Origin of the sequence: Trinickia diaoshuihuensis (assembly GCF_003390925.1) — a bacterium.
GTDB lineage: Bacteria > Pseudomonadota > Gammaproteobacteria > Burkholderiales > Burkholderiaceae > Trinickia > Trinickia diaoshuihuensis.
Genome location: NZ_QUBS01000023.1, coordinates 94,247 through 109,975, shown reverse-complemented (window position 1 = coordinate 109,975; position 15,729 = coordinate 94,247). Strand labels below are relative to the sequence as shown.

12 protein-coding genes and 5 tRNA genes are annotated in these 15,729 nt (G+C 62.8%); 4 read left to right on the top strand and 13 right to left on the bottom strand.

The window, feature by feature from the left end:
- Positions 1–78: 78 nt before the first annotated feature.
- Positions 79–1,671, top strand: a complete 1,593-nt coding sequence (aceB, locus tag DXT59_RS05985) for a malate synthase A (RefSeq protein WP_116135999.1) — start codon at positions 79–81, stop codon at positions 1,669–1,671.
- Between the two features lie 73 nt (positions 1,672–1,744).
- Here aceB and DXT59_RS05980 read toward each other — a convergent pair whose 3' ends face one another.
- The gene (locus tag DXT59_RS05980; RefSeq protein WP_116135998.1) at positions 1,745–2,176 is read right to left on the bottom strand and encodes a gamma-glutamylcyclotransferase family protein; all 432 of its coding nucleotides are present in this window, start codon (positions 2,174–2,176) and stop codon (positions 1,745–1,747) included.
- 299 nt (positions 2,177–2,475) lie between these two features.
- Between DXT59_RS05980 and DXT59_RS05975 the strand changes: the two genes are divergently transcribed.
- On the top strand, positions 2,476–3,318 hold the full coding sequence (locus DXT59_RS05975) for an AraC family transcriptional regulator (RefSeq protein ID WP_116136011.1): 843 nt from the start codon (positions 2,476–2,478) through the stop codon (positions 3,316–3,318).
- Between the two features lie 34 nt (positions 3,319–3,352).
- Here the strand turns inward: DXT59_RS05975 and DXT59_RS05970 are convergent, their stop codons facing one another.
- From DXT59_RS05970 to gltX, 7 genes are all read right to left on the bottom strand, one after another.
- Positions 3,353–3,832: a GNAT family N-acetyltransferase gene (locus DXT59_RS05970; RefSeq protein ID WP_116135997.1), complete on the bottom strand. Its 480-nt coding sequence runs from the start codon at positions 3,830–3,832 to the stop codon at positions 3,353–3,355.
- A gap of 179 nt (positions 3,833–4,011) precedes the next feature.
- Positions 4,012–4,088: transfer RNA gene (locus DXT59_RS05965), tRNA-Asp, on the bottom strand.
- Positions 4,089–4,236: 148 nt separating this feature from the next.
- Positions 4,237–4,312 (bottom strand) — tRNA-Glu (locus DXT59_RS05960).
- 63 nt (positions 4,313–4,375) lie between these two features.
- Positions 4,376–4,452: transfer RNA gene (locus DXT59_RS05955), tRNA-Asp, on the bottom strand.
- A 79-nt stretch (positions 4,453–4,531) separates the two neighbouring features.
- A tRNA-Glu gene (locus DXT59_RS05950) sits at positions 4,532–4,607 on the bottom strand.
- A gap of 517 nt (positions 4,608–5,124) precedes the next feature.
- Positions 5,125–5,200, bottom strand: a tRNA-Ala gene (locus tag DXT59_RS05945).
- A 117-nt stretch (positions 5,201–5,317) separates the two neighbouring features.
- A complete protein-coding gene (gene gltX, locus DXT59_RS05940) occupies positions 5,318–6,727 on the bottom strand; it encodes a glutamate--tRNA ligase (protein WP_116135996.1) in 1,410 nt (469 codons plus the stop codon).
- Positions 6,728–6,879: 152 nt separating this feature from the next.
- Here gltX and DXT59_RS05935 point away from each other — a divergent pair, with 152 nt between their 5' ends.
- Positions 6,880–7,926, top strand: coding sequence for a patatin-like phospholipase family protein (locus DXT59_RS05935; RefSeq protein WP_116135995.1), 1,047 nt, complete (start codon positions 6,880–6,882; stop codon positions 7,924–7,926).
- A gap of 201 nt (positions 7,927–8,127) precedes the next feature.
- Here the strand turns inward: DXT59_RS05935 and DXT59_RS05930 are convergent, their stop codons facing one another.
- The 5 genes from DXT59_RS05930 to DXT59_RS05910 form a co-directional block, all read right to left on the bottom strand.
- Complete coding sequence (locus DXT59_RS05930) at positions 8,128–8,853, bottom strand: C40 family peptidase (protein ID WP_116135994.1); 726 nt, start codon at positions 8,851–8,853, stop codon at positions 8,128–8,130.
- Positions 8,854–8,978: 125 nt separating this feature from the next.
- Positions 8,979–10,616, bottom strand: coding sequence for an ABC transporter ATP-binding protein (locus DXT59_RS05925; RefSeq protein ID WP_116135993.1), 1,638 nt, complete (start codon positions 10,614–10,616; stop codon positions 8,979–8,981).
- Positions 10,613–11,644 (bottom strand): ABC transporter permease, encoded by a 1,032-nt coding sequence (locus DXT59_RS05920; protein ID WP_116136010.1) that lies wholly within the window; start codon positions 11,642–11,644, stop codon positions 10,613–10,615. The genes DXT59_RS05925 and DXT59_RS05920 overlap by 4 nt, the downstream gene beginning before the upstream one ends.
- 83 nt (positions 11,645–11,727) lie before the next feature.
- Positions 11,728–12,774: a microcin C ABC transporter permease YejB gene (locus DXT59_RS05915; protein WP_116135992.1), complete on the bottom strand. Its 1,047-nt coding sequence runs from the start codon at positions 12,772–12,774 to the stop codon at positions 11,728–11,730.
- 65 nt (positions 12,775–12,839) lie between these two features.
- A complete protein-coding gene (locus tag DXT59_RS05910) occupies positions 12,840–14,744 on the bottom strand; it encodes an extracellular solute-binding protein (RefSeq protein WP_116135991.1) in 1,905 nt (634 codons plus the stop codon).
- Positions 14,745–14,854: 110 nt separating this feature from the next.
- On the opposite strand from DXT59_RS05910, the gene fabI reads away from it, so the two are divergent.
- Positions 14,855–15,649 carry an enoyl-ACP reductase FabI gene (fabI, locus tag DXT59_RS05905; RefSeq protein ID WP_116135990.1) on the top strand — a complete coding sequence of 265 codons (795 nt, stop codon included), beginning with the start codon at positions 14,855–14,857 and terminating at the stop codon, positions 15,647–15,649.
- The last annotated feature ends 80 nt before the right edge of the window (positions 15,650–15,729 follow it).

Sequence of the window (15,729 nt, the reverse complement as noted above, 5' to 3'; positions counted from 1 at the left end):
CCGCCCCGATGGGCGGGCGAGGCGCGCCTATCGTTGCCATTTGACCTTGCCATCTGACCGACCAAAAGGAGACTTTCCATGGCGAACACGTTGTCCTTGCCCCAAGGCATGCAAATCACCGGTGCGATCGAGCCCGGCTTCGAGACGATCCTCACGCCCGAGGCGCTGGCGCTCGTCGCCGACTTGCATCGCACGTTCGAGCCGCGCCGTCGCGAGTTGCTGCAAGCGCGCGCCGAGCGCACGCGGCGGCTCGATGCCGGCGAGCGCCCGGACTTCCTGGCGCAGACGAAGGCCGTGCGCGAAGGCGATTGGAAGATCGCGCCGCTGCCGAAAGACCTCGAATGCCGCCGCGTCGAAATCACCGGCCCGGTCGAGCGCAAGATGATCATCAATGCGCTGAACTCGGGCGCGGACTCGTACATGACCGACTTCGAGGATTCGAACACGCCCAACTGGCACAATCAAATCACGGGCCAATTGAACGTGAGGGATGCCGTGCGCCGCACGATCTCGTTCGAGCAAAACGGCAAGACGTACAAGCTGAACGAGAAAATCGCGACGCTACTCGTGCGTCCGCGCGGTTGGCATCTCGACGAAAAGCATGTGACGGTGGACGGACAGCGCGTATCGGGCGGCATTTTCGATTTCGCGCTGTTCCTGTTCCATAACGCGAAGGAGTTGCTCGAACGCGGAAGCGGCCCTTACTTCTATCTGCCGAAGATGGAGAGCCACCTCGAGGCGCGGCTGTGGAACGACATCTTCGTGGCGGCCCAAGAGGCGGTCGGCGTGCCGCGCGGAACGATCCGCGCGACGGTACTGATCGAGACGATTCTCGCCGCGTTCGAGATGGACGAAATCCTGTACGAACTGCGAGAACACAGCGCGGGATTGAACGCGGGCCGGTGGGATTACATCTTTTCGGCGATCAAGAAGTTCAAGAACGACAAGGACTTTTGCCTTGCCGATCGTGCGCAAATCACGATGACGGTTCCGTTCATGCGTGCATACGCACTGCATCTGCTCAAGACCTGCCACAAGCGCAATGCGCCCGCGATCGGCGGCATGAGCGCACTGATCCCGAACAAGAACGATGCGGCCGCCAATGAGAAGGCCATGGCCGGCGTGCGTTCGGACAAGAAGCGCGATGCAACCGACGGTTACGACGGCGGCTGGGTGGCCCACCCCGGCTTGGTGCCCGTGGCGATGGAAGAGTTCGTGAGCGTCCTCGGCGACAAGCCGAATCAAATCGGCAAGCAGCGCGACGACGTGCAAGTCACGGCGAAGGATTTGCTCGACTTCCGCCCCGAAACGCCGATCACCGAAGCAGGCCTGCGCAACAACATCAACGTCGGGATTCACTACCTCGGCTCGTGGCTCGCGGGCAACGGCTGCGTGCCGATCCACAATTTGATGGAGGACGCGGCCACGGCGGAGATTTCGCGCTCGCAAGTGTGGCAGTGGATTCGCTCGCCGAAGGGCAAGCTCGAGGACGGTCGCAAGGTAACGGCCGAGCTCGTGCGTGCGCTGATTGCCGAAGAACTGCCGAAGGTCAAGCAGGCGGCCGGCGGCAACACCGAGTCGTACGATCGCGCCGGAACCATCTTCGAAAAGATGTCGACCTCGGAGACGTTCACGGACTTCCTCACGCTTCCGCTTTATGAAGAAGTCTAAATAGCCGACAAAAAAGGCGGCCTCGGCCGCCCTAGCCGGGCCCTCGCGGCCCGGCCGTTCTAGGCTTGGCCGCTTACCGGCCGCATTCGAGCAGCGCGACGGAGTCGCGCGCGAGGCGGTAACTGATCCAATCGCCGGCCTCGATGCGGGTACGCCCCTTCACGGATACGTCGTCCACCGGGTAGAAAAAGCAACGCAGTTCGCGCCCCGCAACCGTCACCGTCAACTCGCGCGACTTGAAGACGCTGTCGACGCCCGGCTCCACGCCTTCGATCCGGTCCAGTACCGGCACCAGCGCTTCGTCGATCTCATAGACATCCCCGCGTACCGGCCCTGCCGACTCGTCTTGCACGAGCCCCGGATAATCGCCAAGGTCGTATAACCGCCCCGTCACGGCTGCGCGCCCGATCAGCCTCGGCGCGCCTATACCGTTGCGTGCGGCCGCCGCCCCGATGTCGTTGATTTCGCCCGCTCGCAGCGTGCCGTACACGAATACGTATCGCATTTGCCCTCGTCCTTTTGTAGTGTGGATATGCACGTCGCCGGTTGCATGGCTCGGTTCTATGCTTTGGACTTCGCCGGCGAACGCTTGGCGCCGGCGTGATGCGGTAACTCGATTTCATCCCCGCACCGGGTCGGCAAGCGCATTATGCATGGGGAATAAGCGGTCTGCGAGTGAGGCGCGCAAGCGGCGCCGAGCGGGACGCACCTACAATATCGATCTTCCCGCTCGCCAATACGCGGGCAGCATTGCATCTTTCACTTCGCTGACAGAGCGCCGCCGTGAACTCGAATGAACTCGCCGTGCCGACGTCTACCGCGCGCGTGCGCCTGATCGACATCCCCGCCTCGGTCGCGCCTACCGCCACGCATCCGATTCGCGTGCGCGCTCGTCCGATGCCGGCGGGAGAGCGCATTGCGCTGCATCTGCACGCATGGGCGCAGCTCGCGTATGCCTCGCGCGGCGTCATGCGCGTCGCGGTCGAAAGCTGTACGTGGATGGTTCCACCGTCTCGCGCCATTTGGGTCCCGCCGCGCGTGCCGCATGAAGTGGTCATCGTCGAGGATGCGTACTTGCGCACGCTCTATATCGACGAATCGGTCGTGCCCGCGGGCCTGGATGCTTGCCGCGTCGTCGATGTCTCGGGGCTGCTGCGGGAGTCGATCGCCGCGCTCGATGCCGCCGACTTGGACAGCACCCGCGAGCGGCTGCTCGGCGCGCTCGCGCTCGATGAAATCACACGCTCGGAACCGCTGCCGCTCTCCGTGCCCATGCCGACGGAAAAGCGCCTGCGCACGCTATGCGATGCGCTATTGAAGGATCCGGGCAATACCGACTCGCTCGAGTATTGGGCCGCGAGCGTCGGCGCCAGCACGCGCACGATTGCGCGGCTGTTCCGGCAAGAGCTCGGTATGAGCTTTTCGCAATGGCGCCAGCAAGCGGTGCTCGCGCGTGCGATCCCGCTGCTCAATCGAGGCCGCGCGTTATCGCAAATAGCGCATGAATTAGGCTACCAAAGCCAAAGTGCGTTTTCGGCCATGTTCCGCCGCGCGTTCGGCCAAAGTCCGCGCGCATTCATGATGCGTGACGGCGAAGCAGCGCCTGAACGGTCCGGCACGGACGACGACGTCGACGGCGCTGCCTAACCGGACGCGGACGCGTGAACGCGCCGGGGCGGAGTCAAACGCGGCGCGTCATATGGCGGATGGCGCCCAGTTGCGCAAGCCTGGGCCCTGCCACGCGATAGCCCATTCGCAAGTACAAACGCGCGGCGGGATTGTCGACGAATACGCGCAGTTGCAATTCACGCAGCCCTCGTTCGCGCGCCCAGCGATGCGACGTCTCGAGCAGAAACGTCCCCGCGCCCACGCCGCGATGTCCTTCGGCGATCTGCACGTCGCGAATATGCAGCGAATCGCCCTCCTCGGTCAGCCGCAAAACGCCGATCGGCTCATTGTCGATCTCGAGGATGAAGTTCTCGGACTCCTGCCAGCTCGCCAGAAATAGATCGGCCCGCCAAGCCAAGTGGTGGCGCTCGTAGTAGCGGCCCATGTTGGTGCGGGTCAACGCCTCCGCAAAGGCGAAATCGCTCATTGACGCTTGACGCAGTTGGAACGGCGATGGCGCGTGGCGCGAAGGCGCGTCGGTCGGATCGAACATCGTAGCCGGAACGAAGAGAAACCTTGATCACAGTAAGGCAGCATCGTACGACTTGCAATGGCGGATTATCTGAGCCCGTACGAATAGAGAACCGCAGATGCGAAGCGTACCGCTGAGACGACAAGGAAGCGCGCAAGAAAAAAGCCCGTTCGAATTCGCTTCGAACGGGCTTCTTATTTTGGCGGAGTGGACGGGACTCGAACCCGCGACCCCCGGCGTGACAGGCCGGTATTCTAACCGACTGAACTACCACTCCAGTCTTGCATCTTCGCTCGCGGACGTCGGTTGTTTCCGCGAACCGCGGCGCTTCGATCACGAAGCACCGCAGTCTTGCATCTTCGCTCGCGGACGTCGGTTGTTTCCGCGAACCGCGGCGCTTCGATCACGAAGCACCGCCGATGTTTTGGCGTCCCCTAGGGGATTCGAACCCCTGTACTCACCGTGAAAGGGTGATGTCCTAGGCCTCTAGACGAAGGGGACAACAGGTACTGCTTACACTTTTATTAAAAAAGCCCGTTCAAGATACCCTGAACGGGCTTTGTCTGGCGGAGTGGACGGGACTCGAACCCGCGACCCCCGGCGTGACAGGCCGGTATTCTAACCGACTGAACTACCACTCCATAGCTTGCCCATCATACTCACGAGCGTCGGTTTTGTCTCGTAAGCTGCGCTGCTTCACTTGGGAAGCAGTGCGATGTTTGGCGTCCCCTAGGGGATTCGAACCCCTGTACTCACCGTGAAAGGGTGATGTCCTAGGCCTCTAGACGAAGGGGACAAAATCTTTTCACTACCGCATTTCGCTCTTAACTTTCGTCAACAGCGAAGAACGCTATTCTAACTCGTCGATTGGCGTTTGTGAAGTTTTTTCTTTCAGTCGCTGTGCTTCGAAAGCACTTCACAATCGCCTGCCGACTGAATCGCGCAATATCCAACTACACGCGAGACCTCGAACAGCAGAGCCTCGCATTATACGCACACGTCGTACGCCCGCGCAAGCGATTTTCTCGTCGCCCTAGTCCGGCCGGGGCCTCACCCGTGAACCCGAATACGCTCATCATGGCACTCCCTCGAGGCTCATCCGAGCACCGACCCGATCCGCACATGACTTCAACTAAAAATAGACGTAACCGAAGATGCCGGACTTGGTGCTTCCGATAGTGCTGGGGCGTCGACGTGACGCTAGCTAGCACGCCATCGGATACGAGTGAATCGGGGAGATATGCCGCGGCGGATCGTAGAAAAAGAAAAAGCCCTGGAAACCAGAGCTTTTCTTTGATTCTGTCTGCAGTGTTTGGTGGAGGTAAGCGGGATCGAACCGCTGACCTCTTGCATGCCATGCAAGCGCTCTCCCAGCTGAGCTATACCCCCTTGCAGAACAGAAATGAGATTATATGGACCCTTTTACGTCTTGTAAATACCCTTCGTCGAACTTTTTGCATTTTTCGACGAATCGATCGCGAGAGCCTACGAAACGCGGGCCCGCGCTCAGGCGGACAAGCCCGCCTCGATACGCTGCACTACCCGGTCGCGCCCGAACAGAACGAGCACCGCGTCGATGGACGGCGTATGCGTCGTGCCGGCCACGAACAAGCGCACGGGCATCGCCAATTGCGGCATCTTGAGCTTGTGCGCGGCGAGCGTCGCTTTCAGCGCCGCGCTGACACCCTCCTTCGTCCATTCGCACGTGCGCAGGGACGCTGCCAATTCGGCGAGGGCCGGCCGCACGGCATCGGTCACGTGCTGGGCCAGCGCTTCGGGTTCCGGCGCCGGGGTGCGATAGAACATCGCCGACGTTTCGGCGATCTCCTTGACCGTCGTCGCACGGTCCTTCATCAGTGCGATGACCGAGGCTACATCGGGTCCCGCCCCCAGCGCGGCCTCGTCGATGCCGAGTTCCGCGAAGAACGGCTTGGCCAGTTCCGCCAGCCGCGCGTTGTCCGCCTCTTTGATGTAGTGATTGTTGAGCCAGTTCAGCTTGCTATGGTCGTACTGAGCCGGCGACTTGCCCAAATGCTCGAGATCGAACCACTCGACGAATTGCTCGCGCGAAAAGATTTCGGCGTCGCCGTGCGACCAGCCGAGACGCGCCAAGTAGTTGAGCACCGCTTCAGGCAGGTAGCCCGCATCGCGATAGGCCATCACGCTCATCGCGCCGTGCCGCTTGCTCATCTTCTCGCCCGCCTCGTTCAGCACCGTGGGCAGGTGGGCGTACACCGGCGGCTGGCCCCCGAGCGCGCGCAAGATATTGATCTGCCGCGGCGTGTTGTTGACGTGATCGTCCCCGCGAATCACGTGCGTGATTCCCATGTCCAGATCGTCGACGACGACGCAGAAGTTGTAGATCGGCGTGCCGTCGGGGCGCGCGATCACGAGATCGTCGAGTTCCTCGTTCGAAATCTCCACGCGACCCTTGACCGCATCGTCCCAAGCCACCGTGCCGGTCAATGGATTCTTGAAGCGGATGACCGGGTCGACACCGGCCGGCGGCGTCGGCAACGTCTTGCCCGGCTCCGGACGCCACGTGCCGTCGTAACGCGGCTTTTCGCCCGCGGCGCGCTGGCGCTCGCGGACAGCCTCGAGCTCTTCCATCGACATGTAGCAAGGATAGGCGAGCCCTTGATCGAGCATCTGTGCGATGACCTCGCGATACCGGTCCATGCGCTGCATTTGATAGAAAGGACCTTCGTCGAAATCGAGGCCGAGCCAGGACATCCCTTCGAGAATCGCAGTCACCGCCTCGGGCGTCGAACGCTCGACGTCCGTATCCTCGATGCGCAGGATGAACGTGCCTTGCATCTTGCGCGCGAACGCCCAAGGGTAAAGCGCGGAGCGGATGTTGCCGAGGTGGATGAAGCCGGTGGGGCTCGGAGCGAAGCGGGTACGGACGGTGGTCATAGGTAGCGTCGATGATTCGATGGCGTGTACGTGCGCGGCATGCCGTCGAGCGAAACAGAAATAGAGCGCAATTATACCCGGCTATACCCGGCGCCTCGTCCCGCTTACCTGTCGTCAAGGGAGGGCGCAGCCGCGCTCCAGCGCTTTGCCGTATGATGTGCGCGCGCCGCTTCCTCGCGCGGCGTGCCGGTGCTGCAAAGGTCCCAGTCCGGCGATCGATGCGCGCCGATTCCGGCGCGCCGCTGGAGATATCGTTGAAACCGTCTTCCCCTCGCCTCACCCGCCGCGGCTTTTCGATCGCATGCGCATCGGCGCTGCTCGCGGCCTGCGCATCGCCCGCCACCCGCACGAACGAATCGAGCGCCACGCCGAGCCCGCCGCCGGCCGCGCCACCCAAGCCGCTGCGGATCGGGCTCGCGCTAGGCGGCGGCGCGGCACGGGGCTTCTCTCATATCGGCGTCATCAAAGCGCTCGAAGCACGCGGGCTGCAAATCGATATCGTCTGCGGGACGAGCGCGGGTTCGGTCGTCGGGGCGCTTTATGCCTCCGGGATGAGCGGCCTGCAAATCAACAAGCTCGCGCTGACGATGGATGAAGCGTCGATCAGCGATTGGGCCATGCCGTTTCGCACACGTGGATTCCTGCAAGGCCTCGCGCTGCAAAACTACGTCAATACGACGCTGCAGCACCGGCCGATCGAAAAGATGGCCAAGCCGCTCGGCATCGTCGCCACCGATCTTCGCACCGGGCAGCCGATCTTGTTCCAGCGCGGCGATACGGGCATAGCCGTGCGCGCGTCATGCAGCGTCCCGTCGATTTTCGAGCCGGTCAAGATCGCCGGGCACGAATATGTCGACGGCGGCCTCGTCAGCCCCGTGCCGGCTTCGTTCGCGCGCAAGATGGGGGCGGACTTCGTGATTGCCGTCGATATCTCGGCCAATCCCGAAACGGCGCTGACCCAAAGTTCGTTCGACGTGCTTCTGCAGACGTTCACGATCATGGGACAGACGATCAAAACGTACGAGCTCGAGAAGTACGCCGACTTCGTCATCCGCCCGAACTTGGCCGCCATGAGCGGCAGCAATTTCGGTCAGCGCAACGAAGCCATCTTGGCCGGCGAGGCGGCTGTTGCCCGGCTTTATGGGGATTTGCAACGCAAGTTGGCCGAGCGCCGCGCGGGCGTGGCGGCGACAGCCTGAAGGCAGCCGATCGTCAGGCCACACCTCGCCTGTGCATCGAAACACGAACGGCCGGCGGGACAGGAATCCGTTGCAAACGCATCAAAAGCATTAAAAGCGAAAGCCCGCTTCACGAGCGGGCTTTCCTTTATGCGAGCCGCGGAACCGGGCTTCGCTAGCCAAGCGCGGGGATGCTTGGAGATTCGCTTGGTAATTCGAGCGTCAGTTGGCGCCGATACCGCCGGCGTCGCCGCCGCCGGACGCGTCGCCGCCGATCGTCGCGCTCACGCGTTTGCGCAGATCCTCGGCCTTCATCGGAAACTGCGTTTCGATCCGGCGCGCGCCCGTGAAGCGCTTTTCCCAATAGCCGTCATCGAGATCGTCGACACGGATCGTGCTGCCCGTCGAGGGCGAATGCACGAACTTGTTGCCGCCGATGTAGATGCCGACGTGCGAGAACGTGCGGCGCATCGTGTTGAAGAAGACGAGATCGCCCGGTTTCAGATCGGCCATCCGGACCTTTTCGCCCACCCGGCTCATCTCTTCGGCGCGGCGCGGCAGCGCCAGTCCGAGCGTATCTTGAAATACGTAGCGCACGAAGCCGCTGCAGTCGAGCCCCGAATCGGGCGAGCTGCCGCCCCAGCGGTAACGCACGCCGATCATATTGAGCGCGCCGACGACGACGTCGCCGGCCTTGCCCGCGACACCCGACAGGAATGCCCTGGCGCGGCCGCTCGTGGACGTATCCGCGGCTTGGACGTTACTCGTGCTTGAAGCGAGAGAGGAGGACGAGACATCCGACTCGAGGTGAGCCGGAATGGGGGAAGCGATCTGCTGGGAACTGCTCGTTTCGTCTGCGAACGCGGCGGCAGTTGCCGTCATCAACACGCCAATGAACATCCCGGCGACGACGCGCGTGCAAGCCTGGGCAAAATATCGGTGCTGCATTGGTCGGTAGGTTTTGCTTAAGAATCAGAGAACTGCGAAAAGTTTGGACGATACTAGCCACGATGTAACCGATTGTCAAAACAAATTAAAAAAAACAATCGGGGTACCGTCATAATTGCCGTTATTCACCCTTGCAAGCTCGCATCCAAGAGTTTTCGCGTATACGGATGGGCCGCATTGGAGAAAATTTTTTCCACGTCGCCCGTTTCGACGATGACCCCGTTTTGCATCACCGCAACGCGATGAGCCATGGCCCCGATCACCGCCAAGTCATGACTGATGAATACGAAACCGAGGTTGTATTTGTGTTGAAGCGATGAGAGCAGGGTCAGAACCTGCTGCTGAATCGAGACGTCGAGCGCGCTCGTCGGCTCATCCAACACCAATAGACGCGGCTCCAGCACCAGGGCGCGCGCAATCGCGATCCGTTGCCGCTGGCCGCCCGAGAACTCATGCGGGTACCGCGCGAGCGCCGTGCGGTCGATCCCCACTTCGCGCAGCACCGCGATGACCTTCTCGCGCCGGGCTGCCGCATCGAGTTCGGGCCGATGCAGCGCGAGCCCCTCGCCCACGATGCGCTCGATCGTCTGCCGGGGCGAGAGCGAACTGAACGGGTCTTGAAACACGACCTGCATGTTCGAGCGCAACGCGGTCTGCTCACGTCCCCGGTAGCTCGAAAGCGGCCGCCCTTGGAACTCGATCGAGCCGCCCACCGTGCGTTGCAGACCGAGCAGCGCCATTGCCAGCGTCGATTTGCCCGAGCCCGACTCGCCCACTACGCCGAGCGTCTCGCCTTGCCGCACATCGAGCGAGGCTTTCGAGACCGCTTCGAAACGCTCCGGCCGAAACCAGCCGCGAATACCGGCCGCTTTCGCCGGGAACGACACCGATACCTCGCGCGCATCGAGCAGCACGGGGGCGATCGGCAGTACCGGCGTGACCTGACGACGGGGCCGGCTCGCAATGAGCCGTTGCGTGTACGGGTGCTGCGGCGCTTCGAAGATGCGCTCCACCGGGCCGCTTTCCACGAGTACGCCGTGCTCCATCACCGCCACGCGCTGGGCGAACCGCCGGACCAAATTGAGATCGTGCGTAATCAAGAGCACGGCCATGCCGCGTTTTTTCGCTTCGTCGCGCTGGATTTCGAGGAGCAAATCGACGATTTGCGCGCGAATCGTGACGTCGAGCGCCGTGGTGGGCTCGTCGGCGAGCAATAGACGCGGACGGCAAGCGAGGGCCATCGCGATCATCGCCCGTTGGCGCTGACCGCCCGAGAGCTGGTGCGGATAGCTCAGCACCCGCTTTTCGGGCTCCGTCACGCCGGTTCGGGCCAGCAGCGCCACGGCGCGCAGGCGGCCTTCCTGCGGCGAGACGCCCTCGTGCGCGACGATCGTCTCGGCAATCTGCTCGCCGATCGTAAACAGCGGATTGAGCGCCGTCATCGGCTCCTGAAAGATCATCGCGATGTCCGAGCCGCGCAGGCCCTGCATCGCCCGCTCGCTCTTGCCGAGCACGTCCTCCCCCGCGAACCGGATCGCCCCCGTCACGCGGGCCTCGCTGAGCAGCCGCAGGATCGCGAGCGCCGTGACGGTCTTGCCCGACCCCGACTCGCCCACGAGCGCGACGCGCTCGCCCTGCCCGATCGAGAACGTCAGGTCGTCGACGGCCACCGTCTCGCCGAACGTCACGCGCAGATGCTCCAGTTCGAGCAGCGCGGCGCCCGCGGTACCGTGCGCCTCTTGCGTCGTCGCCTGCGTACTCATTGATTGCCTCCCGCGCGCATCGCTTGCGCAATACGCGTATCCAGCGCGTTGCGCAGCGCATCGCCCATGAACGTCAGCAGCAGTAAAGTGGCGACCAGTACGCCGAACGTCGACAGCGAGATCCACCACGCATCGAGGTTCGCCTTTCCCTCGGAGAGCAACTCCCCGAGGCTCGGCGTGGGCGCCGGTACCCCCAAGCCGAGGAAGTCGAGGCTCGTGAGAGCGAGAATCGATCCGCTCATGCGGAACGGCAGGAACGTGATGACCGGCGTCATGCTGTTCGGCAAGACGTGGCGCCAGATGATCTGCCAATTCGACAGGCCGATCGCACGCGCGGCGCGCACGTAGTCCTGCGATCGGTTGCGCAGGCATTCGGCGCGCACGTAATCGGACAAGCCGATCCACCCGAACAGCGACAACAAGACGACGAGCAGCAGCAAACTCGGCTCGAAGATCGAGGCGAAGATGATGAGCAGATACAGTTCGGGCAATGCGCTCCAGATCTCGATCAGGCGTTGCCCCACGATATCGATGCGGCCGCCGAAGTAGCCCTGCACGGCGCCCGCCGCGATGCCGAGTACGCTTCCGATCAGCGTCAGCACGAGCGCGAACTCCACCGATACGCGGAAGCCGTATAGAAGTCGCGCGAACACGTCGCGCCCTTGGGCGTCGGTGCCGAGCCAATTCTCACGCGAGGGCGGCGCCGGATTGGCTTCGCGCGAGAAGTAGTTCAGCGTGTCGTAGTAGTAATGGTTCGGCGGATAGATCGCGAAGTTGCCCGGCGATGCGAGGCGCTGCCGCACATATGGATCGAGGTAATCGGCCGGCGTCGGGAAATCCCCGCCGAACGCGGTCTCGGCGTAGGTTTTCACGATCGGAAAATAGTAGTGGCCGTCGTAACGAACGACGAGCGGCTTGTCGTTGGACCATAGCGGGCCGGCCAAACTCGCGGCGAAGGCGAGCACGAACAGCACGAAGCTCCAATAACCGAGACGTTGCGCCTTGAAGCGTTGCCAAACGCGCCGCATCGGCGAGCGCGAGGCGAGGACGCTAGGCCGCGCGCTACGCGCCACGGCATCGGCCTCGGTACGAGGGCGGGCTTGACTCAACGTTAGCGCTCCAGTCGTTCGAATTGAATGCGCGGATCGACCCAGACGTAGCACAAGTCGGAAATGAGCTTCGTCGCGAGCCCGATCAGCGTGAAGAGATACAGTGTGCCGAGCACGACGGGATAGTCGCGGCGCACGACCGATTCGTACGAAAGCAGGCCGAGACCATCGAGCGAAAACAGCGTCTCGATCAGTAGGCTCCCCGTGAAAAACGCGCCGATGAACGCGGCCGGAAAGCCGACCACGAGCGGCAGCATCGCATTGCGGAACACGTGCTTCCATAGCACGCGCTTTTCGCTCAAGCCTTTGGCGCGTGCGGTCAGCACGTATTGCTTCTTGATCTCGTCGAGAAAGGCGTTCTTGGTCAACATCGTCACCACGGCGAAGCTGCCGACGACCGAGGCGGTCACGGGCAGTGCGATGTGCCATAGGTAATCGACGATCTTGCCCGGCACGCTCAACTGCGCGAAGTTGTCCGAAACCAAGCCGCGCAGCGGGAAAATCTGCAAGAACGTGCCGCCGCCGAACAGCACGAGCAGCAACACGCCCAGCACGAAACCGGGAATCGCATAACCGACGAGCACGACGAGGCTCGTCGCGACGTCGAACGGCGAGCCGTTACGAATCGCCTTGGCGATTCCGAGCGGCACGGAGATCAGATAGGTCAGAAAGAACGTCCACAATCCGATGCTGATCGAGACGGGCAGCTTCGAGACGACGAGCGACCAGACGCTCTGATGATGAAAGTAGCTCTGCCCCAGATCGAAGCGGGCGAACCGCGACAGCATGAGCCCATAGCGTGTCAGCGGCGGCTTATCGAAGCCGTACAGCGCCTTCAGTTGCGCGAGCTGCTGAGCGTCGACCCCAGAATGCGCGCGCAAGCCGAAGGGCGGCGCCTGCCCTTCCATCTGCGTGCCCTTGCGCAACTCGTAGGCCGCTTGCTCGACGGGCCCGCCCGGCACGAACTGAATGACGACGAACGTCACCGTCAGCACGCCGAGCAGCGTCGGAATCATCAGCAGCAATCGTTTGAGGATGTAGCTCCACATAATCGAACACCCGTGGATGAGCAAATATCTAGCGAGGCGGCAACGCGACGCGCCGCAGCCCCCGATCAACGCGCTGCCGCGCCACCGCCCGGAGACGGCGCGAACCACCACGTCGAGACGATCCAATCTTCCGCCGAATAGTACAGCGGCAGCGTGGCCGGGTAGCGCAACGCGCGTTTATAGGCAATGCGATGCGTGGCGCTGTACCACTGCGGCACGACGTAATAGCCGTGCATGAGCACACGGTCGAGCGCGCGCGCCGTATCGACGAGTTGCTCCTTCGTCTGAGCGTGAACGAGCGAGCGCAAGATCGCGTCGATGGCCGGCGACTTCACGCCCATCAGATTGTCCGAACCTTGCTGGTCTGCCGATTGACTGCCGAAGCGCGACACCTGTTCGGTGCCCGGCACCTGCACGCCGGGGTAACGCAGCATCGTCATATCGAATTCGAACGCGTCGTAGCGCTTTTGGATCAACGCGAAATCGACCGCGCGATAAGAGGCTTCGATACCGAGTTTGCTCAGATTGCGAATATAGGCGCTCATGATCGGGGCGGTGGCTGCGCTTTGCCCGGAGTCGTCGAGGATCTCGAAGCGAAACGGCTGTCCTTGCGCGTTGCGCAGCGCGCCGTCGCGGTAATGCCAGCCGGCCTGCTCCAGCAACTGTCGCGCTTGCAGAAGATTGGCGCGCAGCGAGCCCGGCGGATCCGTATTGGGCTGCACGGTCATGGGCCCGAACACGGCCGGATCGAGTTGGGCGCGCAGCGGGTTCAATATCGCCAGCTCACCCGCGCTCGGCATCCCCGTGGCTTGCAGCGGGCTATCGGCGAAGTAACTGTCGAGCCGTGTATAGGCGCCGAAAAACAGTTGCCGGTTCAGCCACTCGAAGTCGAAAGCGAGGTCGAGCGCCTTGCGCACGCGCACGTCCTTGAACAGCGGGCGGCGCAGGTTCATCACGAGACCCTGCATGCCCGCGCCGTTGTGCTGGCGAAACTCGTGCTTGATCAGCTCGCCGTCGTCGAAACGCTTGCCCACGTCGCGCCGGGCCCAATTACGCGCGACATATTCGACGAGCGCGTCGTACTCGCCCGCCTTGAACCCCTCGAGCCGCGCCGTGCTATCGGCGTAGAGCTTGTAGGTAATGTAGTCGAAGTTATCGGTGCCGACGCGCACCGGCAACGACGCGCCCCAATACGACGGGTTGCGGCGATAGGTGATCGTATGGCCGCCGTCGTACCGGTCGATCAGATAAGGGCCGCTGCCGATCGGCTCCTGAAATGCCAATTGATCGAGCGGCACATGCGTGCCGTCCGGTTTGAGGCCCCATTTGCGCGAGAAAACCGGAATCGCGCCCGCGATCAAGGGCAGCTCGCGGTTCGGCTGCCGGAAATCAAAGCGGATTGTGGCCGGATCGACGACGACCGCGCGTTCGATCTCGCTATAGAACGCGGCGAACTGCGGCGCGGCTTGCGGGCTTTTGAGCGTATCGAACGAGTATTTGACGTCGCCGGCCGTCACCGCGTCGCCATTCGAAAAGCGCGCGCGCGGATTGATATGAAACGTCGCGGACAGCCGGTCCGGCGCGATCCGGATATCGTCGGCCAAGAGTCCGTAAGCCGAGGCGACCTCGTCGCTGCTGCCCGTCGTCAAGCTTTCGAACAGCAAGTCGATGCCAGGCGCCGTATTGCCTCGCATCGTGAACGGATTGAACTTGTCGAAGCTCGTGAGCCGGCTCGGATTGGCGAGCACGAGCGTGCCGCCTTTGGGCGCATCGGGGTTCACATAGTCGAAATGCTTGAAATCGGGCGGATATTTCGGCTCGCCGAACTGCGCGATCGCATAAACGGCGTGGGCCGGCGCGCTAACGCCGAGCAACCAGGCGAGACAGCAGAGCAAGAGAGCGTGCCGGGCGCCGAGCTTACGCTCTCGGCGCGGCGCGGGTGAGCGTCGGGCAATCGTCGTCGCCTTCATCGGGAGTTTGGAAGTGGCAATGTGAGAGAATTCTACCCAAACCCGTACCCGCCACCGGCGTGCCGCGTATCCGCGCACGGCGCGAGGCACCGATAACGCTAGGAGAATTCATGGGCTTTCTCGCTGGAAAACGTATTTTGCTGACCGGTCTGCTCTCGAACCGCTCGATCGCCTACGGCATCGCGCAAGCATGCAAGCGCGAAGGCGCCGAGCTCGCTTTCACGTATGTCGGCGATCGCTTCAAAGACCGCATCACCGAATTCGCCGCGGAATTCGGCAGCGAACTCGTGTTTCCGTGCGACGTCGCCGACGACGCGCAAATCGAAGCGCTGTTCGCCTCGCTGGGCCAGCACTGGCCGAAGTTCGACGGCCTCGTGCACTCGATCGGCTTCGCGCCGCGCGAGGCGATCGCAGGCGATTTCCTCGAAGGCATGACGCGCGAAAACTTCCGCATCGCCCACGACATCTCCGCTTATAGCTTCGCCGCCCTCGCCAAGGCCGCCCTGCCGCTGCTGTCGGATAGCGCATCGCTGCTCACGCTGTCGTACCTCGGCGCGGAAAAGGTCATCCCGAACTACAACACGATGGGCGTGGCAAAGGCCGCGCTCGAAGCCTGCGTGCGCTACATGGCCACCTCGGTCGGCCCCAAGGGGATGCGCGTGAACGCGATCTCGGCCGGTCCGATCAAGACGTTGGCCGCGAGCGGCATCAAGGGCTTCGGCAAAATCCTCGATTTCGTCGAAGCGAACGCACCGCTCAAGCGCAACGTGACGATCGAGCAAGTGGGCAATGCGGCGGCGTTCCTGCTGTCGGATTTGGCAAGCGGCGTGACGGCCGAAGTCATGCACGTCGATAGCGGCTTCAGCACGGTCGTCGGCGGAATGGTGCCCGAAGCGGCCGAGTAAACCGCCTCACGCGGCTCGCCGGAAACGGCGCGCCCTCGCCGGGACACCGGCAACAAAAAACCGCCTTGCGGCAAATGCCG